Origin of the sequence: Methylobacterium amylolyticum (assembly GCF_030700245.1) — a bacterium.
In the GTDB taxonomy this organism is placed as follows: domain Bacteria; phylum Pseudomonadota; class Alphaproteobacteria; order Rhizobiales; family Beijerinckiaceae; genus Methylobacterium.
The window spans coordinates 138250-157573 of the sequence record NZ_JAUYZI010000001.1; the positions used below are offsets into that span (position 1 = coordinate 138250).

At 70.6% G+C, this 19324-nt stretch carries 18 protein-coding genes; 15 read left to right on the forward strand and 3 right to left on the reverse strand.

The genetic code is table 11. The annotated features are described in order from the left end of the window. Positions 1 to 17: 17 nt before the first annotated feature. The 7 genes from Q8W71_RS00820 (at position 18) to Q8W71_RS00850 (ending at position 6979) form a co-directional block, all read left to right on the forward strand. Positions 18 to 482 (forward strand): hypothetical protein, encoded by a 465-nt coding sequence (locus Q8W71_RS00820; RefSeq protein WP_305523406.1) that lies wholly within the window; start codon positions 18 to 20, stop codon positions 480 to 482. Positions 483 to 567: 85 nt separating this feature from the next. Beyond that, positions 568 to 2307: an efflux RND transporter periplasmic adaptor subunit gene (locus Q8W71_RS00825; RefSeq protein ID WP_305523407.1), complete on the forward strand. Its 1740-nt coding sequence runs from the start codon at positions 568 to 570 to the stop codon at positions 2305 to 2307. A gap of 11 nt (positions 2308 to 2318) precedes the next feature. Continuing rightward, positions 2319 to 5468 (forward strand): efflux RND transporter permease subunit, encoded by a 3150-nt coding sequence (locus tag Q8W71_RS00830; protein WP_305523408.1) that lies wholly within the window; start codon positions 2319 to 2321, stop codon positions 5466 to 5468. Positions 5469 to 5491: 23 nt separating this feature from the next. After that, on the forward strand, positions 5492 to 5857 hold the full coding sequence (locus tag Q8W71_RS00835) for a hypothetical protein (protein WP_305523409.1): 366 nt from the start codon (positions 5492 to 5494) through the stop codon (positions 5855 to 5857). Between the two features lie 151 nt (positions 5858 to 6008). Continuing rightward, complete coding sequence (locus tag Q8W71_RS00840) at positions 6009 to 6257, forward strand: hypothetical protein (protein WP_305523410.1); 249 nt, start codon at positions 6009 to 6011, stop codon at positions 6255 to 6257. 87 nt (positions 6258 to 6344) lie between these two features. Further along, positions 6345 to 6737, forward strand: coding sequence for a CopM family metallochaperone (gene copM, locus Q8W71_RS00845; RefSeq protein WP_305523411.1), 393 nt, complete (start codon positions 6345 to 6347; stop codon positions 6735 to 6737). Between the two features lie 59 nt (positions 6738 to 6796). Continuing rightward, positions 6797 to 6979, forward strand: a complete 183-nt coding sequence (locus tag Q8W71_RS00850) for a hypothetical protein (RefSeq protein ID WP_305523412.1) — start codon at positions 6797 to 6799, stop codon at positions 6977 to 6979. Positions 6980 to 7015: 36 nt separating this feature from the next. On the opposite strand, the gene cueR is transcribed toward Q8W71_RS00850, so the two are convergent. Continuing rightward, positions 7016 to 7480 (reverse strand): Cu(I)-responsive transcriptional regulator, encoded by a 465-nt coding sequence (gene cueR, locus Q8W71_RS00855; protein ID WP_305523413.1) that lies wholly within the window; start codon positions 7478 to 7480, stop codon positions 7016 to 7018. A gap of 140 nt (positions 7481 to 7620) precedes the next feature. Between cueR and Q8W71_RS00860 the strand changes: the two genes are divergently transcribed. The 4 genes from Q8W71_RS00860 (at position 7621) to Q8W71_RS00875 (ending at position 10540) form a co-directional block, all read left to right on the forward strand. Further along, positions 7621 to 8370: a glutaredoxin gene (locus tag Q8W71_RS00860; protein WP_305523414.1), complete on the forward strand. Its 750-nt coding sequence runs from the start codon at positions 7621 to 7623 to the stop codon at positions 8368 to 8370. After that, complete coding sequence (locus Q8W71_RS00865) at positions 8367 to 9116, forward strand: DUF4396 domain-containing protein (RefSeq protein WP_305523415.1); 750 nt, start codon at positions 8367 to 8369, stop codon at positions 9114 to 9116. Before Q8W71_RS00860 ends, Q8W71_RS00865 begins: the two co-directional genes overlap by 4 nt. An 81-nt stretch (positions 9117 to 9197) precedes the next feature. Next, positions 9198 to 9851, forward strand: coding sequence for a hypothetical protein (locus tag Q8W71_RS00870; RefSeq protein WP_305523416.1), 654 nt, complete (start codon positions 9198 to 9200; stop codon positions 9849 to 9851). Further along, on the forward strand, positions 9815 to 10540 hold the full coding sequence (locus Q8W71_RS00875) for a hypothetical protein (protein WP_305523417.1): 726 nt from the start codon (positions 9815 to 9817) through the stop codon (positions 10538 to 10540). The genes Q8W71_RS00870 and Q8W71_RS00875 overlap by 37 nt, the downstream gene beginning before the upstream one ends. A gap of 346 nt (positions 10541 to 10886) precedes the next feature. Here the strand turns inward: Q8W71_RS00875 and Q8W71_RS00880 are convergent, their stop codons facing one another. Next, complete coding sequence (locus Q8W71_RS00880; protein ID WP_305523418.1) at positions 10887 to 11288, reverse strand: MerR family transcriptional regulator; 402 nt, start codon at positions 11286 to 11288, stop codon at positions 10887 to 10889. 100 nt (positions 11289 to 11388) lie between these two features. Between Q8W71_RS00880 and Q8W71_RS00885 the strand changes: the two genes are divergently transcribed. From Q8W71_RS00885 to Q8W71_RS00900, 4 genes are all read left to right on the forward strand, one after another. Beyond that, the gene (locus tag Q8W71_RS00885; RefSeq protein WP_305523419.1) at positions 11389 to 13584 is read left to right on the forward strand and encodes a heavy metal translocating P-type ATPase; all 2196 of its coding nucleotides are present in this window, start codon (positions 11389 to 11391) and stop codon (positions 13582 to 13584) included. After that, on the forward strand, positions 13584 to 14096 hold the full coding sequence (gene lspA / locus Q8W71_RS00890; RefSeq protein ID WP_305523420.1) for a signal peptidase II: 513 nt from the start codon (positions 13584 to 13586) through the stop codon (positions 14094 to 14096). The genes Q8W71_RS00885 and lspA overlap by 1 nt, the downstream gene beginning before the upstream one ends. An 88-nt stretch (positions 14097 to 14184) precedes the next feature. Next, a complete protein-coding gene (locus Q8W71_RS00895) occupies positions 14185 to 15252 on the forward strand; it encodes a L,D-transpeptidase family protein (protein WP_305523421.1) in 1068 nt (355 codons plus the stop codon). A gap of 36 nt (positions 15253 to 15288) precedes the next feature. Continuing rightward, on the forward strand, positions 15289 to 16011 hold the full coding sequence (locus Q8W71_RS00900) for a cytochrome c biogenesis CcdA family protein (RefSeq protein WP_305523422.1): 723 nt from the start codon (positions 15289 to 15291) through the stop codon (positions 16009 to 16011). Positions 16012 to 16065: 54 nt separating this feature from the next. On the opposite strand, the gene Q8W71_RS00905 is transcribed toward Q8W71_RS00900, so the two are convergent. Further along, entirely contained in the window at positions 16066 to 19320 is a 3255-nt protein-coding gene (locus Q8W71_RS00905) for an efflux RND transporter permease subunit (RefSeq protein WP_305523423.1), read from the reverse strand. Positions 19321 to 19324: the final 4 nt, after the last annotated feature.

The following is a 19324-nucleotide window of genomic DNA, read 5'->3' on the forward strand; positions in this document are numbered from 1 at the left end:
GGTGTAAGCCAGAACTCATGAGCCTCGACCGGCAAATCGCGCGCCTGATGGCGGCGATGATCCTCGCGATCATCGCCTACGTCGCGCCGTCCGCCGTCCAGGCCCACGAGGGGCACGCCCACCACGGCCACCACGCCGCGGCGCAGCCGAAGGCAGCCCCTGCGCCGGCTTCGGCCGTCGTGACCACGCCCCCCAAGCCGGCGGTCCGCTCCGAGGCGTCCGCCTCGCTCAAGGTCGCGCTCCCGGCCGCAGCCGTCGAGCCGGTGCGCATCGAGGCAGACCGGGACGGCGGCTGCTGCCCCGGGCCCTGCAAGACCCGCTGTTGCGGACCGATGGCCTGCTGCGCCACCGGCATCCTGTCCGGCCCCTTCGCCCTGTCGCCGTCCCTGTTCCGAACCGTCACGCTGATCCCGCGCGACGTCGCCGGACGTTCGGGCCCCGGCCCCGAGGCCCTGCCCAAGCCCCCACGAACCCTCGCGTGAAGTAGGGCGCGCCTGAGGCGCGCGACGCCCGGAGTGCGCCCGAGAACGGCGCCGTCCGGACTTCCCGACGCGAGGATTCCTGTTCATGTTGACCCGTTTTGCCGCCGCCCTGCGCGCGGTGGCGCTGCTTGCCGCCGTCCTGGCGGGGCCGGCGCTCGCCCACGAGGGCCACGACCACGGCGCCGCCCAGCCCCCTGTCTCGAAGACCATCGCCCCGCGCGGCGAGGCGCTCTCGGACGCCTTCGAGCTCGTCGCCATCCCGCGCGACGGGACCTTGACGCTGTTCCTCGACCGCTTCCGGACGAACGAGCCGGTGCCCGGCGCGACCATCGAGGTCGAGACGCCGGACGGTCCCAAGGTCGCGACCGCCACGACCGACGGCGGCTACGCGCTTCCGGTGCCGTGGCTGTCGAAGCCCGGCCGGCACGATCTCGTGGCGACCGTCACGGCCGGGGACGCGGTCGATGTGCTGACCGTGGCGGTCACCGTGCTCGACCCGAAGGTCGCCGCGGCCGCGGCGCCTGCCAAGCCGGCCCCGGCTCAGGCTGCCCTGGCGCGCGTCTCCGAGGTCGCCCACGACGTCCGGGAGCGGATCACGGCCAAGGACCCGGCCCTGGTGGCCGCGGTCGCCGTCGCCTTCCTGCTCGGCGTGCTCGTGACGGCGCTCGCACGCGGGCGCCGTGGCGCGCCGGCGGTGGCGCTGGTCGCCATCGGCATCACCCTCGTCCTCGGCACCGCCGCCTTCGCGCATGGCGACGAGGACCACGGCGCGCCCGTGCAGGGCGCCGCCCTGATCGAGCCGCGCCAGACCACGCCGGCCTCGTCGGACCTCGCGCAGCGCCTGCCCGACGGCTCCGTCTTCGTGCCGAAGCCGACCCAGCGCCTGCTGGTCCTGCGCACCACCATGACCGAGCAGGGCAGCTTTCACCGCTCGGTCGAGCTGCCCGGCCGCATCATCCCGGACCCGAACGCCAGCGGCGTCGTGCAGTCCTCGGTCGGCGGCCGGCTCTCGCCGCCGCCGTCCGGCCTGTTTCCGCGCCTCGGCACCAAGGTGCGCAAGGGCGACGTGCTCGCGACCGTGACGCCGCCGGTCCAGGCCGTCGACGTCTCGGACATGCGCCAGCGCCAGGGCGAGCTCGATCAGCAGATCGCCATCGTCGAGCGCAGGGTCGAGCGTTTCAGGAAACTCGCCACCACCGGCGCCGTGGCCCAGACCCAACTCGACGACGCAGTCGCCGAGCTCAACGGCCTGCACGACCGCCGCGCCGCGCTCGATAAGATCCGGCAGCAGCCCGAGACCCTGGTCGCCCCCGTCGACGGCGTGGTGGCGCAGGCGACCGCGGTGGCAGGCCAGATGGCGGCACCCGGGGCCATGGTGTTTCAGATCGTCGACCCGAACCGCCTTTGGGTCGAGGCCCTCAGCTTCGACGCCCTGGCGGCGGCCCAGAACGCCACGGCTCGGCTCGCGGACGGACGCACCCTGAAGCTCGCCTACCAGGGCACGGGCCTCGCGGATCGCAACCAGGCCATCCCGGTGCAGTTCGCGGTGCAGGGCGACGCCTCCGGCCTGCGCGTCGGCCAGTTCGTCACCGTGCTGGCCGGGACCGACACCGAGCAGTCCGGCCTGGCGCTGCCGCGCGCGGCGGTCGTGCGCACCGGCAACGGGCAGGACGTCGTCTACGAGCACACGACCGCCGAGCGCTTCGAGGCCCGGCCCGTGCGGGTCGAGCCGCTCGACGGCGACCGCGTGCTGGTCGCCGAGGGGATCGGTCCGGGCAAGCGGGTCGTGACCCAGGGCGCCGAGCTTCTCGACCAGGTCCGCTGAAGAGGCCGCCGATGTTCACCTTCCTCGTCAGCCAGTCGGTCCGCAACCGCCTGCTCGTCCTCGCCATGGCCACGGTGCTGGTGCTCTTCGGCGCCTTCACCGCGACCAAGCTGCCGGTCGACGTCTTCCCCGACCTCAACAAGCCGACCGTCACCATCATGACGGAGGCCGAAGGGTACGCGCCCCAGGAGGTCGAGCAGCTCGTCACCTACCCCATCGAGACCCGGATGAACGGTCTGCCGGGCGTGACCCGGGTGCGCTCGGTCTCGGGCGTGGGCCTGTCCATCACCTACGTCGAGTTCGACTGGGGCACCGACATCTACCGCAACCGCCAGCAGGTCGCCGAGCGGCTCGCCCTGGTGCAGGACCAGCTGCCCCGGGGCGTGACCCCGGTGATGGGCCCCATCTCCTCCATCATGGGCCAGATCCTCTTGGTGGCGGTCACGAGCGAGACCGCGACCCCGATGCAGGTGCGCGAGGTCGCCGACTTCACCATCCGCCCGCGGCTCCTCACCATCCCGGGCGTGGCGCAGGTCATCCCCATCGGGGGCGAGGTGCGCCAGTTCCGCGTCAGCCCGACCCCGGCCGCCATGCGCTCGCTCGGGGTGACGAACGCCCAGCTTGAGACGGCGCTGGCGCAGTTCGGCACCAATGCCGGCGGCGGCTTCACCGACCAGCATTCCCGCGAGTACCTCATCCGGAACATCGGCCGGACCATGAGCCTCGACGACCTGCGCAACCTGGTGGTCGCCACGGTCGCCGAGACGCCGGTCCACTTGCGCCAGGTGGCCGAGGTCTCCTTCGCCGCACGGACGAAGCGGGGCGACGCCGGCTACATGGCCAAGCCCTCGGTCATCGTCTCGGTCGAGAAGCAGCCCGACGTCGATACCGTGCGGCTGACCCGCAGCATCGAGACCGCCCTGAAGGAGATGTCGCCGACCCTGCCGGCCGGCATCCGGGCCGACCAGGTCCTGTTCCGGCAAGCCGACTTCATCGAGACCTCGATCCGCAACGTCGAGCGCGTCCTCGTGGAGGCCGTGCTGGTGGTGGCGGTGGTGCTGTTCGCCTTCCTGCTGAACGTGCGCACCACGGCCATCTCGCTGCTCGCCATCCCGGTCTCAGTGCTGACGACCGCGGTGGTGTTCCACCTGTTCGGGCTGTCCATCAACACGATGACGCTCGGGGGCTTGGCCATCGCCATCGGCGAGCTCGTCGACGACGCGGTGGTCGACGTCGAGAACATCTACCGGCGGCTCGGCGAGAACCGGCGGGCCGGCAACCCGAAGAGCGTGTTTCAGGTGGTGGTCGAGGCCTCCAACGAGGTGCGCTCCGGCATCGTCTACGCGACGCTGATCATCATCCTGGTGTTCGTGCCGCTCTTCGCCCTCTCGGGCATCGAGGGCCGGCTCTTCGCCCCCCTGGGGCAGGCGTACATCATCTCGATCCTGGCGAGCCTGCTCACCTCCATCACCCTGACGCCGGTGCTGGCCTCCCTGCTGCTGCCCGGCTTGAAGAACCTGGAGGAGCACGACAGCCGCTTCCTGAAGCTGCTCAAGCGCGGCAATGCCGCCCTGCTGCGGGTCGCCTTCCGCCACAAGGGCCTGCTGGTCGGCAGCGTTGCCGTGGCCGTGGTCGGCGCCGGCGTGGCCGCCTGGAACCTGCCGCGGGCCTTCCTGCCGCCCTTCAACGAGGGCTCGTTCACCGTCAACATGACCTTCAACCCGGGGATCTCGCTGGCCGAGAGCAACCGGGTCGGGCTGATCGCAGAGCGGCTGCTGCTGGACATCCCAGGCGTGAAGGCGGTCGGCCGCCGGACCGGGCGGGCCGAGCTCGACGAGCACGCCGAGGGCGTCCACTCGTCCGAGATCGAGGTGGCGCTCGACGAGGGCGCCAAGCGTCCGAAGGAGTCCCTCGTCGCCGACATCCGCGGGCGCCTCGCGGCCTTGCCGGTGGCCGTCAACGTCGGCCAGCCGATCTCGCACCGGCTCGACCACATGCTCTCGGGCGTGCGCGCCGAGATCGCCCTCAAGGTGTTCGGCGAGGACCTCGACGCCCTGCGCCGGGTCGCCAACTCCCTGCGCGACCGGATGGCCGCGATCCCGGGGCTCGTCGACCTGCAGGTCGAGCGGCAGGTCCGCATTCCGCAGCTTGAGGTGCGGGTCGATTACACCCGGGCGGCCCTCTACGGCGTGCAGCCGGCCGCCGTCGTCGAGCAGATCAGCCGCCTCTCGAACGGCCGGGTCGTCTCGACCGTGGTCGACGGCGTGCGCCGCTTCGACGTGGTCCTGCGCCTCTCCGAGAACCGCCGGACGACCACGGGCCTCGGCGACCTGTTGCTGGAGACGCCCTCGGGCTGGGTGCCGGCGCGGCAGGTCGCCGACATCCGCGAGACCGACGGGCCGAACCAGATCCTGCGCGAGAACGCCCGGCGCCGCATCGTCGTCCAGGCCAACACCAACGGCGAGAGCGACATGGCCACCATCGTGGCGGCCATCCGCGAGGCCGTGGCGAAGGAGCCGCTGCCGCCCGGTTTCTTCTCCAGCCTGGAGGGTACCTTCCAGGCGCAGGAGGAGGCGAGCCGGACCATCGCGGCGCTCTCGGCGCTGTCCCTCGCCCTGGTCTTCGCCATCCTCTACAGCCGCTACCGCTCGGCCGCGCTCGCCCTCATCATCATGGGCAACGTGCCCTTGGCGCTCATCGGCTCGGTCGCCGCCCTGTGGCTGGTCGGGCAGCCGCTATCCGTGGCGTCGATGATCGGGTTCATCACGCTGACCGGCATCGCCGCGCGCAACGGCATCCTCAAGATCAGCCACTACCTGAACCTGTCGCTGCACGAGGGCGTGCCGTTCGGGCCCGACCTTGTCGTGCGCGGCAGCCTGGAGCGGTTGACCCCGGTGCTGATGACGGCGCTCTCGGCCGGCGTCGCCCTGGTGCCGCTGCTCTACGACGCGGCGAGCCCGGGCAAGGAGATCCTGCACCCGGTGGCGGTGACGATCTTCGGCGGCCTCGTCAGCGCGACGCTGCTCGACACCTTCCTGACCCCCGTCCTGTTCCTGCGCTTCGGCGCCAAGCCACTGGAGCGGCTGCGCGCCCTCCACGCCGAGGCGCCGGCCCACCCATCCCCGGACGGCGCGCGCCCGCGCCCGGCCGAGGCCTACTGACCCCCACCAAAGGAGACGAGAGCGTGATCCTACCCAGAGTGACCCTGGTCGCCGGCCTGCTCGCCGCGACGACCGTGTGCGCCCACGAGACCGCCGGCCAGCACGGCGGCCGGGTGACGGACGCCGGCAAGTTCCACGTCGAGCTCGTCGCCAAGGGCGACACCGTCGACGTGTTCCTGTCCGATGAGGGCCAGAAGGCAGTCCCGGCCGCGGGCTTCAAGGGAACGGCCATCCTCGTCGTCGACGGCAGGCCGGCCCGCGTGCCGCTTGAGCCGGCTGATGGCAACCGCCTCACCGGCAAGGCCGCGACTACCCTCGGCGCGAGCCCGAATGGCGCCGTGCAGCTCACCGGCCCGGACGGCGCCACCGCCAGCGGCAAGTTCAACTGAGACCTTTCCCCGCTCGCCTCCGTCACGGACGCGAGGGGACGACGGAATCCCGACCAGGGATGCAGGGGAACGCCCCCTGCCGAAGCCATCGGTGACGAAGCGCGACGCTTCGCCGGACCGACCGAACCCGAGATACCAAGGAGCCAGACCCATGAAGACCATGACCCTCGCCGCCATGCTGATCGCCCTCGGGACGGCGGCGCCGGCCTTCGCGGACGACCAGGGCAACGCGAACGCCGAGCAGCAGACGCAGCCTACGCCGAGCCGCGGCAATACCTCGGGCGGTCCTGCCCACGACACCCGCCCGGGCGATGCCGCCACGGCACGCTCCGAAGGCCATGCCGGTCACGACGCCGGACATCGCAAGGACGGTTCGTCGGCCGGCGCAAGCAGCCGCTGACCCGCTGCGGGCGATCCGCTTGGGCGCCCGCCGGCACCCCGCCGTCGGGCGCCCCGACGAAACGATGTCACGGACAATGGAACGATCATGAACACCATCGGTAAGATCGCACTCGCCACCGTCCTCGGCCTCGGCATGGCCGGGTCGGCCTCCGCTCAGGCCACGCACGACCACGGCTCCAAGCCAGGCATGGACATGGGCTCGATGAAGCCGGACCCGAAGGACAACGCCTCGACCAAGGAGTTCAAGGCCGCCGACATGGCGATGATGAAGGACATGGACGTCCCCTACACCGGCAACGCCGACGTCGATTTCCGCACCCACATGATCCCGCACCACAAGGGCGCGGTCGCCATGGCCAAGGTGGCCCTGAAGCACGCCAAGGACCCGGCCACCAAGGCGATGGCCCAGAAGATCGTCGACGACCAGGAGAAGGAGATTTCCGAGATGGAGGCCTGGCTCAAGAAGAACGGCAAGTAGGCCCCGGACCGACCTCCCGGGACGCCGGGTCGCAATCGAAACATCCAAGGAGAACGGACATGAAGCGTCTCGTAGTTGCTATCGCCGCCCTCCTCGTCCTCTCGCTGACCCCGGCCATGGCGGCCGGTTGCTGCGGCAAGTCCGGAAAGGGGATGTGCGCCAAGCCGGCGGCGTCGATGTCCATGAAGAGCGGCAAGAAGGGCTGCTGCTGCGAGGGAATGGGCAAGTCGATGAGGATGTGACGCGGCCGGGCGTCGGGGGCGGGGTCCGTCCCGCCCTCAACGCCCGGTGCGGGCCCTCCTGCGCGGCCCAGGGGGGGCCTGCGCCGTCGAGGCGAGGTTCGGGTGGCAGGCCGCAACGTCCGCTCCGGTCTCAAGGCTGGCAATGATCGGGCAGTCCGGTCGCCCGTCCCCGTCACAGGCGTCGGCTAGGGTGCGCAGGGCGTCGGCCATCTCGTTGAGTTGGCGGGCGCGCTCCTCCAGTTCGCGGACGTGCGCCCTGGCGATGGCCTTCACGTCGGCGTTGCTCCGGCCGGGGTTGCTCCACAGACCGAGCAGCACCCTGATGCGCTCCAGGGAGAAGCCGAGATCGCGGGCGTGCCGGATGAAGCCGAGCCGGTGCAGGTCGGCGGCGCCGTAGTCCCGGTAGCCGCTGTCCCGCCGGTCGGCCGGAGGCACGAGGCCGATGCTCTCGTAGTGGCGGATCATCTTGGCCGAGGCCCGGGCGGCCTGGCCGATATTCATGACGGCGCCATCCCCGTGTTGACCTTACTATAATGGGAAGGTTCACGACACTCCGCAATCCCCGCCTACCGAACCCGTCCGCCGCCCCGAACCAGGCGCCGGCAGGGCGGAACCGGTCCAACCCCTCTCCAGAGCTTCCGATGCAAGCCACCGCCGGCCGCAAGGCAACCCTCTACCGAATGGTCATGCCCCAGCATGTCTGCCCCTACGGCCTCAAGGCCAAGGACCTGCTGAAACGCCAGGGGTTCTCGGTCGAGGACCGTTGGCTCACCACCCGTGAGCAGACCGACGCCTTCAAGGCCCAGCACGGGGTCAAGAGCACGCCGCAGACCTTCATCGACGGCGAGCGGGTAGGCGGTTTCGACGACCTGCAACGGCACTTCGGCAAGCCCGCCGACGACCCGAACGCCACGACCTATACGCCCGTCATCACGGTGTTCTCGATGACGGCGCTGATGGCGCTGGCGGCGAGCCATGCCGTGTACGGCACGCCGCTGACGATGCGCGCGGCGGAGTGGTTCATCGCCTTCAGCATGTGCGTGCTCGCCCTGCTCAAGCTGCAGGACGTCGAGACGTTCTCGTCGATGTTCCTCGGCTACGACCTGCTGGCGAAGCGCTGGGTGCGCTACGCCTACGCCTACCCGTTCCTAGAGGGCATCGCCGGCGTGCTGATGGTGGCCGGCGCCCTGGACTGGGTCTCGATCCCGGTGGCGCTGTTCATCGGCACGGTCGGGGCGGTCTCGGTCTTCAAGGCGGTCTACGTCGACAAGCGGGACATCAAGTGCGCCTGCGTCGGCGGGTCGAGCAAGGTGCCGCTCGGCTTCGTCTCGCTGACCGAGAACGTGATGATGGTCGCCATGGCCGTCTGGATGCTGGCGGTGCACCATTGAGCGCCGCCTTCGCCGCCCCGGGCTGGCTCCACGCTCTGTCCGTCGCCTCCCTCCTGTTCGGGGCCGCCTGCTCGCTCCTGCTGTCGGTGCAGGTGGTCCGGCACCCGCAGCACATGACGGTGATGAACGTCGTCTGGCCGGTCTGCGCCCTGTTCGGCACGCTCGCCGTGGCCTGGGCGTACTTCCGCTACGGGCGGCTCGCCACGATGGAGGCGCACCATCACGCGATGCGGCGGGGCGAGAAGCCCCCGAACACGACCGGCACGCCGTTCCCGGTGATGGTCGGGACGGGCGCGCTTCACTGCGGCAGCGGCTGCATGCTGGGCGACGTCGCCGCCGAGTGGTTGGCGTTCCTGGTGCCGGCGGTGGCGGTTTGGTTCGGCTGGTACTCGCTGTTCGAGGAGAAGATGTACGCGGTGTGGGTGCTGGACTTCGTGTTCGCCTATACGCTCGGCATCGTGTTCCAGTATTACGCCATCGTGCCGATGCGGGGGCTGTCGCCCGGCAAGGGGCTGGTCGCTGCGATCAAGGCGGACACCGTCTCGCTGATCGCCTGGCAGGTCGGCATGTACGGCCTCATGGCGCTGGTTCAGTTCCGGCTCTACCCGCACCTTGCCGGGCAGGCGGCCCCGGTGAACACCGTCGAGTTCTGGTTCGCCATGCAGGTCGCCATGGTTTCGGGATTCCTGACCAGCTACCCGGTGAACTGGTGGCTCGTGGGTGCCAGCATCAAGGAGCGGATGTAAGTCGGACCGCCCTTCCATCCGGCTTCGTTGCGCGGCGGGACCCGTTCCGCCTGCTTCCACCTTCCCGTCGGGGTGCCACCGGTGTTCACGCCCGTCTTCGTCCACGACCTGATCCACCGGGTCGCCGGCCTCGACGGCCCCCACGGCCATTGGTGGATGGAGCTCGTGTCGGTCCTCGTCGTCGCGCCGGCCTGGACGGGAGGGCTGGCGCTCCGCCTCGCCTGGCGCACGCTGCGCGAACGGCGCCGGCGCGGCGCGGGAAATCCGGAAGAGTGGCGCCTTGAGCGCTACGTCCTGCGGGCGACGCTGCGCCCGCAGTTGCGGCTGCTGCTGCTCTCGCTCCTGACGCTGCCGGCCGCGTGGCTCCTCCTGGAGATCCCCAAGCATATCATCAACCACGCCCTCTTGGACGCGGAGGGCGACGGCCATCCCGGGATGGCCTTCCTCGGGCTCGAACTGGGACGTGTCGAACCCCAGTTCGCGCTGTGCGCGAGCTACCTCGCCGTGCTCACGCTGGGCGGCCTCGCCAAGTACGTGGTCAACCGGACGCGCGGCGGCCTCAACGAGCGCCTCGTGCGCCGGTTGCGCCTCGCCGTCTTCCGGCGTGCCCGTGGGGAGCGGTCGCCCGAGCGCCGCGCCGCGTTGGCCGCCGTCGCCGTGCAGGAGGTCGAGCCCATCGGCTACGCCGCGCAGGCCTGGTGGCCGTGCCCTTCGTCCAGGGCGGCACGCTCCTGACCAGCGTGGCCTTCTTACTCTTCCAGGATGCCGCCCTGGCGCTGGCCGCGTTGGTGATGCTGCCGGTGCAGCTCACGCTCCTGCCGCGGCTGCGGCGGCGCCTGAACGCCAAGGTGCGCGAGCGGGTGCACGCGACCCGGACGCTCGGCGGCCTTCTGACCGCGCCTGAAGCGGGGACCGCGGAACATCCCCCGGTCCTCCTCCAGCAGATGCGCCAGGCCGAGGCGCTGGAGCGGGTGCGCATCGAAATCGCCGATCTGAAGGGCCGGCTCAAGGGCCTCTACAACTATACGGCCAACCTGACGCCGTTCTTCTTCTTCTCGGTCGGCGGCTACCTTCTCATCCAGGGCCGGCTCTCGCTCGGGGCGCTGGTTGCCACACTCGCGGCCTACAAGGAGATTTCGCCAGCCCTGCGCGAGCTGTTCGGGTTAGCGCAGGGCTGGTCGGACGCGAGCCCGGTTCGAGGAGGTAACCAGGGCGCTCAGCTTCCCCGGTTCGCAGGGTTGGTCGCGCATTCCTGGCCTAAACGCTGGCGTCGCGGTTCAATCACAGAGGAATTTCGCCTCCATACCGATTGGGTCGAAGGTATCGCTCGGATTACGCTTATGCGGGCGCCGCGGATCCCCTTTTTTCTAGTCACGCCTGGACGAAGCGTCGGATTTTTGGTGTACATCTGCCAGCCTTCGTAATTACTTCGCGGTGGCAGGTCGGGCTTGCATCTCACCGCAAATCCGCCTCTCGGTTTTTAAGGCGGAGCTAGTGCCTAGCGAGCGTCGTGACGGCGCAATCGTGACAAGCCTCCACTTTAGAAAAGGCCGAGCTTGTGATGAAGGAACGCCATTCCTGGTGCTAGAGGAACGCGGGACGTCGCCGTGGCGTCAGGCCGCATTTCCGGACCGCTGCGCGCCGAGCCTTCGTCGCGATCACGGTCGCTGTCCTCGCCGTCGCGTGCTGCGGGTTCGTGACCAAGGGGCTGTTCGAGAGTCGTGTGCTGATGCCCCCTACGTCGCTCGCTGACCTCCGGGCCCAGGTCGCTCACGCGGGTTCACCCAATGGCGACAGGGCCTCGATGATGCGGCAGTCGGCGACCGACCCGCAGCCGCACTGGCCGATGACTTCGCGGAGTTCCGAGGCGAGCCGGGTCAAGTCGGCCAGCTTGCGCTCCACGTCGGCGAGATGGGCGCGGGCTATGATGTCGACCTCGCCGCAGGAGCGCTCACGGTCGTCCGCCAGGGCGAGCAGGTCCCGGATCTGCTCCACGGTGAACCCCAGGGCGCGACCGCGGCGGATGAAGCTCAGCCGGCGCAGGTGCTCGGGCCCGTAGAGCCGGTAGTTCCCGCTCGACCGCGCCGGCGGGGGCAGCAACCCGACCTTCTCGTACCACCGGACCGTCTCGACACGGGTCTGCGTGGCCTCCGCGAGGCTGCCGATGGTCATGGAAGAGGCGGTCCGCACGGCCTTGACCCTGTAGTGACTACAGGGTGCATGTAGGGGGCCTTCCCAGTCCGGACCAGGAGCCCGGCGAACGGAGCGCATCATGAACCAGGCCGCCGGCGCGGACCGCACATCCTTCCCCACGAACGGTCCGCAGGCCCTGCGCTACAGGGTCAAGGGCATGGACTGCCCGACCTGCGCCGGGAAGATCGAGACCGCCGTCTCCCGACTGCCGGGCGTCGCGGACGTGCGCGTGAACTACGGCAGCCAAGTCCTCGACCTCGCGCTCGATGAGGCTGCGACGCCGAGGAACGAATTGGAGGGGCGGATCGAGCGCCTGGGCTACGGCCTCGCGCCGCTCCCCACGGCCTCGGACCTAGCCATGGCCCAAGCCTCGGGCGGCGCCGCGCGCGCCGGGACCGCGGAGGAGCCCGAGCCGCCGCTCTGGCGGACCCGGAAGGCGCTGCTGGGCATCTTGATCGGCGCCCTGTTCGCCGCCGGCTTCCTGGTCGAGCAGATCGCGCTGGGGGTGGCGGGCGAGTATGCCTACTGGCCAGGGGCGCTCGTCGGCCTCGCCTATTACGGCCGCCGCGCGGCTATGGCGGCGTTCGCCGGCACGCCCTTCTCCATCGAGATGCTGATGTCAGTCGCGACCGCGGGGGCGCTCGCCATCCACGCCGCCGAGGAGGCCGCCATCGTCGTGCTGCTCTTCACGGTCGGCGAGATGCTGGAGGTCGTGGCGGCGGGGCAGGCGCGGGCCGGCATCAAGGCGCTCGCCGCTCTGGTCCCGAAGACCGCCCGCCTCGTCGACGAGGCCGATGGCACCATCCGCGAGGTGGCCGCCGCGTCGCTGGCCATCGGTCAGGTCGTGGTCGTGCGGCCGGGCGACCGCGTACCCGCCGACGGGGTGATCACCGACGGCGCGTCGAGCCTCGACGAGTCTCCCATCACCGGCGAGTCGGTCCCGAAGCCCAAGGAGGTCGGCGACCCGGTCTACGCCGGCAGCGTCAACGCCGAAGGTGCGCTCCAGGTCCGGGTCACAAAGACGGCGGCCGACAACACGGTCGCCCGCATCCTGCACCTTGTCGAGGAGGCGCAAGCGTCGAAGTCGCCCACGGCGCGCTTCATCGACCGGTTCAGCGCGGTCTACACGCCCATCGCGTTCGCGTTCGCGGCCGCGGTCGCGGTCGTGCCGCCGCTGCTCGGCGCCGACTGGGGCACCTGGATCTACCGGGGCTTGGCGCTCCTCCTCATCGCCTGCCCCTGCGCGCTGGTGCTCTCGACCCCGGCGGCCATCGCCTCCGGACTGGCCGCCGGTGCGCGACGCGGGCTGCTCGTGAAGGGCGGCGCCGCACTGGAGGTCATCGGGCGGGTGCGCACGGTCGCGTTCGACAAGACCGGGACGCTGACCGCCGGACGGCCGCGGGTCTCGGACATCCTGGTCTTTGCCCCGGACGCGTCGGAGCGCTCGCTTCTCGGGTTGGCCGCCGCGGTCGAGAGCGGAAGCAGCCACCCCATCGCCCGGGCCATCCTCGACCGGGCGAGCGCGGACGGGGTGCCGCTGCGCCCGACGCGGGACGCCCGCGCCATCCCCGGCAAGGCGGTGTCGGCCACGGTGATGGGTCAGACGGTGCTCGTCGCCTCCCCACGCTACGCCGCCGAGAGCGCGCGGCTCGGCCCCGAGGCCGAGCGCGCGGTCGCGGACCTGGAAGCCGGCGGCAAGACGGTGGTCATCGTCGTCCGTGGCGCCGAGGCCTTGGGCGCCATCGCGGTCCGGGACGAGCCCCGCGCCGACGCGGCGGCCGGCATCTCGGCCCTGCGGAGGCTCGGCGTCCGCAGTGTGATGCTGACCGGCGACAACCGGCGCACGGGCCAGGCGGTCGCGTCCGAACTCGGGCTCGACGTGAAGGCCGAGCTCCTGCCTCAGGACAAGCTCGCCGAGATCGCGGCCCTGAAGGCGGCGGCTCCGGTGGCAATGGTCGGCGACGGCATCAACGACGCGCCGGCGCTCGCCGCCGCCAGCGTCGGCATCGCGATGGGCGGCGGCACCGACGCGGCCCTGGAAACGGCGGACGCGGCGGTGCTGAACGACCGGGTGGGCGACGTGGCCGCGCTGGTCTCCCTCTCTCGGGCGACCCTGGGCAATATCCGCCAGAACGTCGCGATCGCCCTCGGCCTGAAGGCCGTGTTCCTGGTGACGACCATCGCAGGCATCACCGGCCTCTGGCCAGCCATCCTGGCCGACACCGGCGCGACCGTCCTGGTGACGGCCAACGCGCTCCGTCTCCTGAGGGCCTGATGTTCTCCCTGTTAGGCTGGGCCGGCCGGGCGGCGACCGTGGCCGGGGTGGCGGGGGCCGCCGCGGCCATAGACCTCGTCGCGAAGGCGGTAGCCGAGGCGTGGCTGGAGGAGGGCGCCGTCAAGGGCGCACTGCCCTTCGTCGACCTAAGCCTGTCGTTCAACCACGGCATCAGCTTCAGCCTGTTCCCGGCGCACGACCAGTCCTCCCTGGCGCTGCTCCTCGCCATACAGGGCACGCTCACATGCCTTGTGGCCGGCTGGGCTCTGGCCGCGGGCGGCGGGCTCGAACGCCTCGGGCTCGCCGCGATAGTGGGCGGGGCCGCCGGCAACTTCGTCGACCGGCTCATGGACGGCGTCGTCACGGACTACCTCGACCTGCACACCGGCGGCATCCGCTGGTTGACCTTCAACCTGGCGGACGTCTGGATCTCGGCGGGTGTGGTGATGCTGCTCCTCGACGGACTTCCTCTGCGGCGGAGGCATCGCAGCGCCGGGGAGCCAATCCCGTGAGGGGCCCGATTCCGCCGAACCGCAGCCACGGCAACCTGTCATCAACCCTTCGAGCCCAGGCTCGGAGGCCGACCTCGGCGAGACCGACATGCTGAAGACGACAACGCTCGGTCTGGCCCTCCTCCTGGCGCTGTCCGCCTGCCAGGACGGCCAGTACGCGGCCTCGACGCGCCACCTCGCGCCAATCCCGCCGGCGACCCTGGCCCTGATGTTGGCCAAGGGTGTCTCGCCGGCGGACCCGATCCTGATGCGGGCGCACAAGAAGGAGTCCGAGATCGAGCTCTGGAAGCGCGGCGCGGACGGCAACTACGCCCTCCTGAAGACCTACCCGATGTGCCGCTGGTCGGGTCAGCTGGGGCCCAAGACCCGGGAGGGAGACCGGCAGGCGCCGGAGGGCTTCTACGCGGTGACGCCCGCGTCCATGAACCCGAATTCGAGCCTCTACCTCTCGTTCAATCTCGGGTACCCGAACGAGTACGACCGCTCCCTGGGACGCACCGGTGCGCACCTCATGGTGCACGGCTCGTGCTCGTCGCGGGGCTGCTTCGCGATGACGGACAAGGCGATCTCGGAACTCTATGCCGTGGTGCGGGAGGCCTTCGCGGGCGGCCAGCGCGCCGTCCAGTTCCAGTCCTACCCGTTCCGTATGACGCCGGAAAACATGGCCCGGCACCGGCAGGACCCGAACATCGCGTTCTGGAGGAACCTCAAGGAGGGGTCCGACCGGTTCGAGGTCACGAGGGCTGAGCCGGGCGTCGGCGTCGCCGATGGCCGATACGTGTTCGATGCCGGCGACGAGGCCACGGCTGGCGCGGTCGCGCGGAAGCAGGCGGATGACGAGCGGCAGGTCGCCGCCCTCGTGGCGAGCGGGACGCCCGCCGTCCGGCTGGTGTACGAGGACGGCGGCCAGCACCGGTCGTTCCGAGAGACCATGGTCGCGGCCGGAGGCGGTCTCGGCGAGGTGAGCCGCCCCGAGGCCCTGGCCGCAGGGCCGCGTGAGGTCGCTGTGCCGGCCGCGGGCCCGGTTGCTCTCGCCGGCAAGCGCGATCCGGTCCGGGGCGCGGCGGCGCTCAAGGCGACGGGGCCCGGCGGGACCGTGGCGGAGCGCCAACGCCTTCTCAAGATCTTCGCCGCGGCCGGGGCCGATCAGGAGTGACGATCCTGCGTCCATCACTCCGCCGGGGCTGAACCGATGGCCATCGACGCCTCAAGCGTGGGCTTCCTCGCGGCCTTCGCGGCCGGCGCCGTATCGTTCCTATCGCCCTGCGTGCTGCCTCTCGTTCCGGGCTACGTGTCTTACGTCGCCGGGCAGTCGGCCGCCGGCGAGCGCGACATCCTTCGCACGCTCGGCCTGAGCCTTTGCTTCGTGCTCGGGTTCACGACCGTCTTCGTCGCGTTCGGCGCGGGGGCGAGCGCGCTCGGCTTCGCCCTGCTCGCTCATCGCGAGACGCTGAACCTCGCCTCCGGCTTGCTGGTGATCCTGTTCGGCCTGTTCACTGCCGGTCTGCTGCGGCCCGCTTGGCTGCAGCGCGAGCTGCGCTGGCACGGCGATCCGCCGGGTCGGGGACCCGTCGCCGCCTATCTCCTCGGAACGGCTTTCGCCTTCGGATGGACCCCATGCATCGGTCCCGTCCTCGGTGCCATCCTGGCGGTCACGGCCTCCTCGGCCTCGGGCAAGGGCGTCGCCCTGCTCACCGTCTACTCGCTCGGGCTCGGCGTGCCGTTCGTGGCGGCGGCCCTGTTCCTGTCCGGCTTCGTCGCGCGCCTCCGGACCCTACGCTGGTTCGGCCGTGCGCTTCAGCTCGTCGGCGGGGGCGTGATGGTGGCGATGGGGCTGCTGATGGTCACCGACCGCATGACCGATGTGGCCTCCCTCATCATGGAGACCTTTCCGGCACTAGGTCGGATCGGCTGAACGGAGAAGACATCGAGGGGCTCGGGCTGCCCCTCGATGCCTGCGGCAGGCGGGCTATTCGGCGGCCTGCCGGAACGGCGCGGCGCCATCGGCGACCTCGTCATGGCTGACCGGCGGCGTGGCGCGGGCGCCGCCGAAGCGCGCATAGAGGGCCGGCAGGACGACCAGGGTCAGCAGGGTGGCGCTGATCAGGCCGCCGATGACCACGGTCGCGAGCGGCTTCTGGACCTCCGCGCCTGTCCCAGTCGCCAACGCCATCGGAACGAACCCGAGCGAGGCGACGAGGGCAGTCATGGCGACGGGCCGCAGCCGGGTCATGGCGCCCTCCAGGATCGCCTCCCGGCGGGGGCGTCCCTCGGCGACGAGCTGCTTGATGAACGTCAGCATCACGAGGCCGTTGAGGACCGCCACACCGGACAGGGCGATGAAGCCGACGGCGGCCGGCACCGAGAACGGCATGCCGCGCAGCCACAGGGCCGCGATGCCTCCGGTCAGGGCGAGCGGCACCGCACTGAACACGAGGAGCGCGTCCCGGACCGAGCCCAGGGCGGAGTAGAGCAGGAGGAAGATCAGGAAGAAGCACGCCGGCACCACCACCGTCAGCCGCCGCTTGGCCGAGGCGAGGTTCTCGAACTGACCGCCCCAGGTCACGTAGTACCCGGGCGGCATCCGGACCTGCTCGGCGACCTTCCCCTGAACCTCGGCCACGAGCGAGCCGATGTCGCGTCCGCGAACGTTCGCAGTGACGACGACGCGCCGCTTGCCGTTCTCGCGACTGATCTGGTTCGGGCCCTCCGAGACCGAGAAGCTCGCCACCTGCTTCAGGAGGACGGAGGTCGAGCGCCCGTTGGGCCCGGGCGGCAGCGGCACCGGGATGTTCTCCAGCGCCTCGCGGTCCTCGCGCACCTTGTCGGTGAGCCGCACCACGATGGGGAAGCGCCGGTCGCCCTCGAACAGGAGGCCCGCCTGCCGGCCTCCGATGGCCGCGCCGATCACCTCCTGAATGGCGCCGGTGCTGAGCCCGAGGCGCGCGGCCTCGGTCTTGTTGACCTTGATCTCCAGGATCGGAAGGCCGGCCGTCTGCTCGACCTTGACGTCCTCCGCACCCTGCGTGCCCCGCAGAATGTCGGCGATGCGGTCGGCCGCCCGCGTCATCGGCTCGAACTCGTCGCCGAAGACCTTGACGGCAAGGTCGCCGCGGGCCCCGGCCAGGAGTTCGTTGAAGCGGAGCTGGATAGGCTGGGAGAACTCGTAGACGTTGCCGGCGAGCCGGCCCACCGCCTTCTCGATCTCCTCTTGCAGCTCCGCCTTCGACAGGCCCGGGTCGGGCCACTCCTCCTGGGGCTTGAGGATGACGAAGGTGTCCGAGGAGTTCTGCGGCATCGGGTCGGTGGCCACCTCCGCCGTGCCGGTCTTCGAGAAGACGTAGGCGACCTGGGGGAAGCGTCCGATGGCCTCCTCCACCTTGAGCTGCATCGTCTGGGACTGCGACAGCGAGGTTGACGGGATGCGCAGCGCGTTCAGCGCGATGCTCTTCTCGTCGAGGGTGGGGATGAACTCCGTGCCGAGCCGGGCCAGTAGCGCGCCGCTCCCGGCGAGCAGCAGCAGGGCCAGCGCCACGAAGGCCAGCGGGGCGCGAACCGCGGCACCGAGCATCGGGCGGTAGACCGCCTTGAGGGCGCGGATGATGAGGTTGTCCTTCTCGGTGACCTTGCCGGTGACCACGATGGCTACCATCGCCGGGACGAAGGTGAGGGAGAGGACGAAGGCCGCCGCGAGGGCGATGATGACGGTGAGCGCCATAGGCTCGAACATCTTGCCCTCGACGCCGGTGAAGGTCAGGAGCGGCACGTAGACCAGGATGATGATGGCCTGCCCATAGAGGGAGGGCTTGATCATCTCCTCGGCCGAGGCCCGCACCGTGGTTAGGCGCTCCTCCAGGGTGAGGACCCGCCCGAGGGCGTGCTGCCGCTCGGCGAGGTGGCGCAGGGCGTTCTCGGTGATGATCACCGCCCCGTCCACGATGAGGCCGAAGTCGAGCGCCCCGAGGCTCATCAGGTTGGCCGAGATGCCGGCCTCGACCATGCCGGTCGTCGTCATCAGCATCGCGACCGGGATCACCAGGGCAGTGATGACGGCGGCGCGGATGTTGCCAAGCAGCAGGAACAGGATGACGGCGACGAGGGCCGCTCCCTCGGTGAGGTTCGTCGCCACGGTCCGGATGGTCGCCTCGACGAGACGGGTCCGGTCGAGGACCGTCTGGACCTCGATGCCCGGCGGGAGCGAGCGCCGGATCTCGCGCATCATGGCGTCGACGGCGGCCGCGACCGTGCGGCTGTTCTCGCCGATGAGCATCAGGGCGGTTCCGACCACGGCTTCCTGGCCGTTCTCGCTGGCCGAGCCGGTGCGCAGGTCGCGTCCGATCCGCACCTCGGCGATGTCCTTCACCCGGACCGGGACGCCGCCGCGGGTCGTGACCACGACGTTGCCGATCTCGTCCATGCTCTCCAGGCGGCCGGAGGAGCGGACGACGTAGCCCTCGCCGTTGTCCTCCAGGTAGCGGGCGCCTTGGTTCGCGTTGTTCGCCTGGAGCGCCCGGGCGACGTCGCCGAAGGACAGGTCTAGCGCGGTCAGCTTCGTCGGGTCCGGCTGGACATGGTACTGCTTCTCGTAGCCGCCGATGCTGTCGACGCCGGCGACGCCCCTCACGGTCCTGACCTGCGGCCGGATCACCCAGTCCTGAACCGTCCGCAGGTAGGCCGCGCGCTCCAGCTCGGTCGCGAGCCGCTGCCCCTCGGGCGTCAGATAGCTGCCGTCCGCCTGCCAGCCGGGCTTGCCCGGGCGCGACGCCTTCCGCTCGCCGGGCGCCGCGTAGCGCACGGTCCACATGTAGATTTCGCCGAGGCCGGTCGTGATCGGCCCCATGTGCGGCTCGATCTCCGACGGCAGCCCTTCGCGCGCCTCGCTCAGGCGCTCCACCACCTGTTGGCGTGCGAAGTAGACGTTGACGTCGTCGGCGAAGACCGCCGTGACCTGGGAAAAGCCGTTGCGCGAGAGGGAGCGGGTGTATTCGAGGCCCTTGATGCCGGCGAGCGCGGTCTCGACCGGGTAGGTGACCTGCTTCTCAATGTCGAAGGGCGAGAGCGCGGGCGCGACGGTGTTGATTTGCACCTGGTTGTTGGTGATGTCGGGCACTGCGTCGATGGGCAGCTTCGTCAGGGCGTGGACGCCGAAGCCGGCGGCCAGCAGCGACAGGAGCACGACGAGCCAGCGCTGACGGACGGAGAAGTCGAGGATGCGGGAGATCATGTCC

Coding starts and splice junctions, on each gene's coding strand:
- Q8W71_RS00900 (WP_305523422.1), top strand. CDS start 15,289: ATGGCCATCGACGCCTCAAGCGTGGGCTTCCTCGCGGCCTTCGCGGCC.
- Q8W71_RS00885 (WP_305523419.1), top strand. CDS start 11,389: ATGAACCAGGCCGCCGGCGCGGACCGCACATCCTTCCCCACGAACGGT.
- Q8W71_RS00850 (WP_305523412.1), top strand. CDS start 6,797: ATGAAGCGTCTCGTAGTTGCTATCGCCGCCCTCCTCGTCCTCTCGCTG.
- Q8W71_RS00820 (WP_305523406.1), top strand. CDS start 18: ATGAGCCTCGACCGGCAAATCGCGCGCCTGATGGCGGCGATGATCCTC.
- copM (WP_305523411.1), top strand. CDS start 6,345: ATGAACACCATCGGTAAGATCGCACTCGCCACCGTCCTCGGCCTCGGC.
- Q8W71_RS00840 (WP_305523410.1), top strand. CDS start 6,009: ATGAAGACCATGACCCTCGCCGCCATGCTGATCGCCCTCGGGACGGCG.
- Q8W71_RS00830 (WP_305523408.1), top strand. CDS start 2,319: ATGTTCACCTTCCTCGTCAGCCAGTCGGTCCGCAACCGCCTGCTCGTC.
- cueR (WP_305523413.1), bottom strand. CDS start 7,480: ATGAATATCGGCCAGGCCGCCCGGGCCTCGGCCAAGATGATCCGCCAC.
- lspA (WP_305523420.1), top strand. CDS start 13,584: ATGTTCTCCCTGTTAGGCTGGGCCGGCCGGGCGGCGACCGTGGCCGGG.
- Q8W71_RS00895 (WP_305523421.1), top strand. CDS start 14,185: ATGCTGAAGACGACAACGCTCGGTCTGGCCCTCCTCCTGGCGCTGTCC.
- Q8W71_RS00905 (WP_305523423.1), bottom strand. CDS start 19,320: ATGATCTCCCGCATCCTCGACTTCTCCGTCCGTCAGCGCTGGCTCGTC.
- Q8W71_RS00880 (WP_305523418.1), bottom strand. CDS start 11,288: ATGACCATCGGCAGCCTCGCGGAGGCCACGCAGACCCGTGTCGAGACG.
- Q8W71_RS00825 (WP_305523407.1), top strand. CDS start 568: ATGTTGACCCGTTTTGCCGCCGCCCTGCGCGCGGTGGCGCTGCTTGCC.
- Q8W71_RS00860 (WP_305523414.1), top strand. CDS start 7,621: ATGCAAGCCACCGCCGGCCGCAAGGCAACCCTCTACCGAATGGTCATG.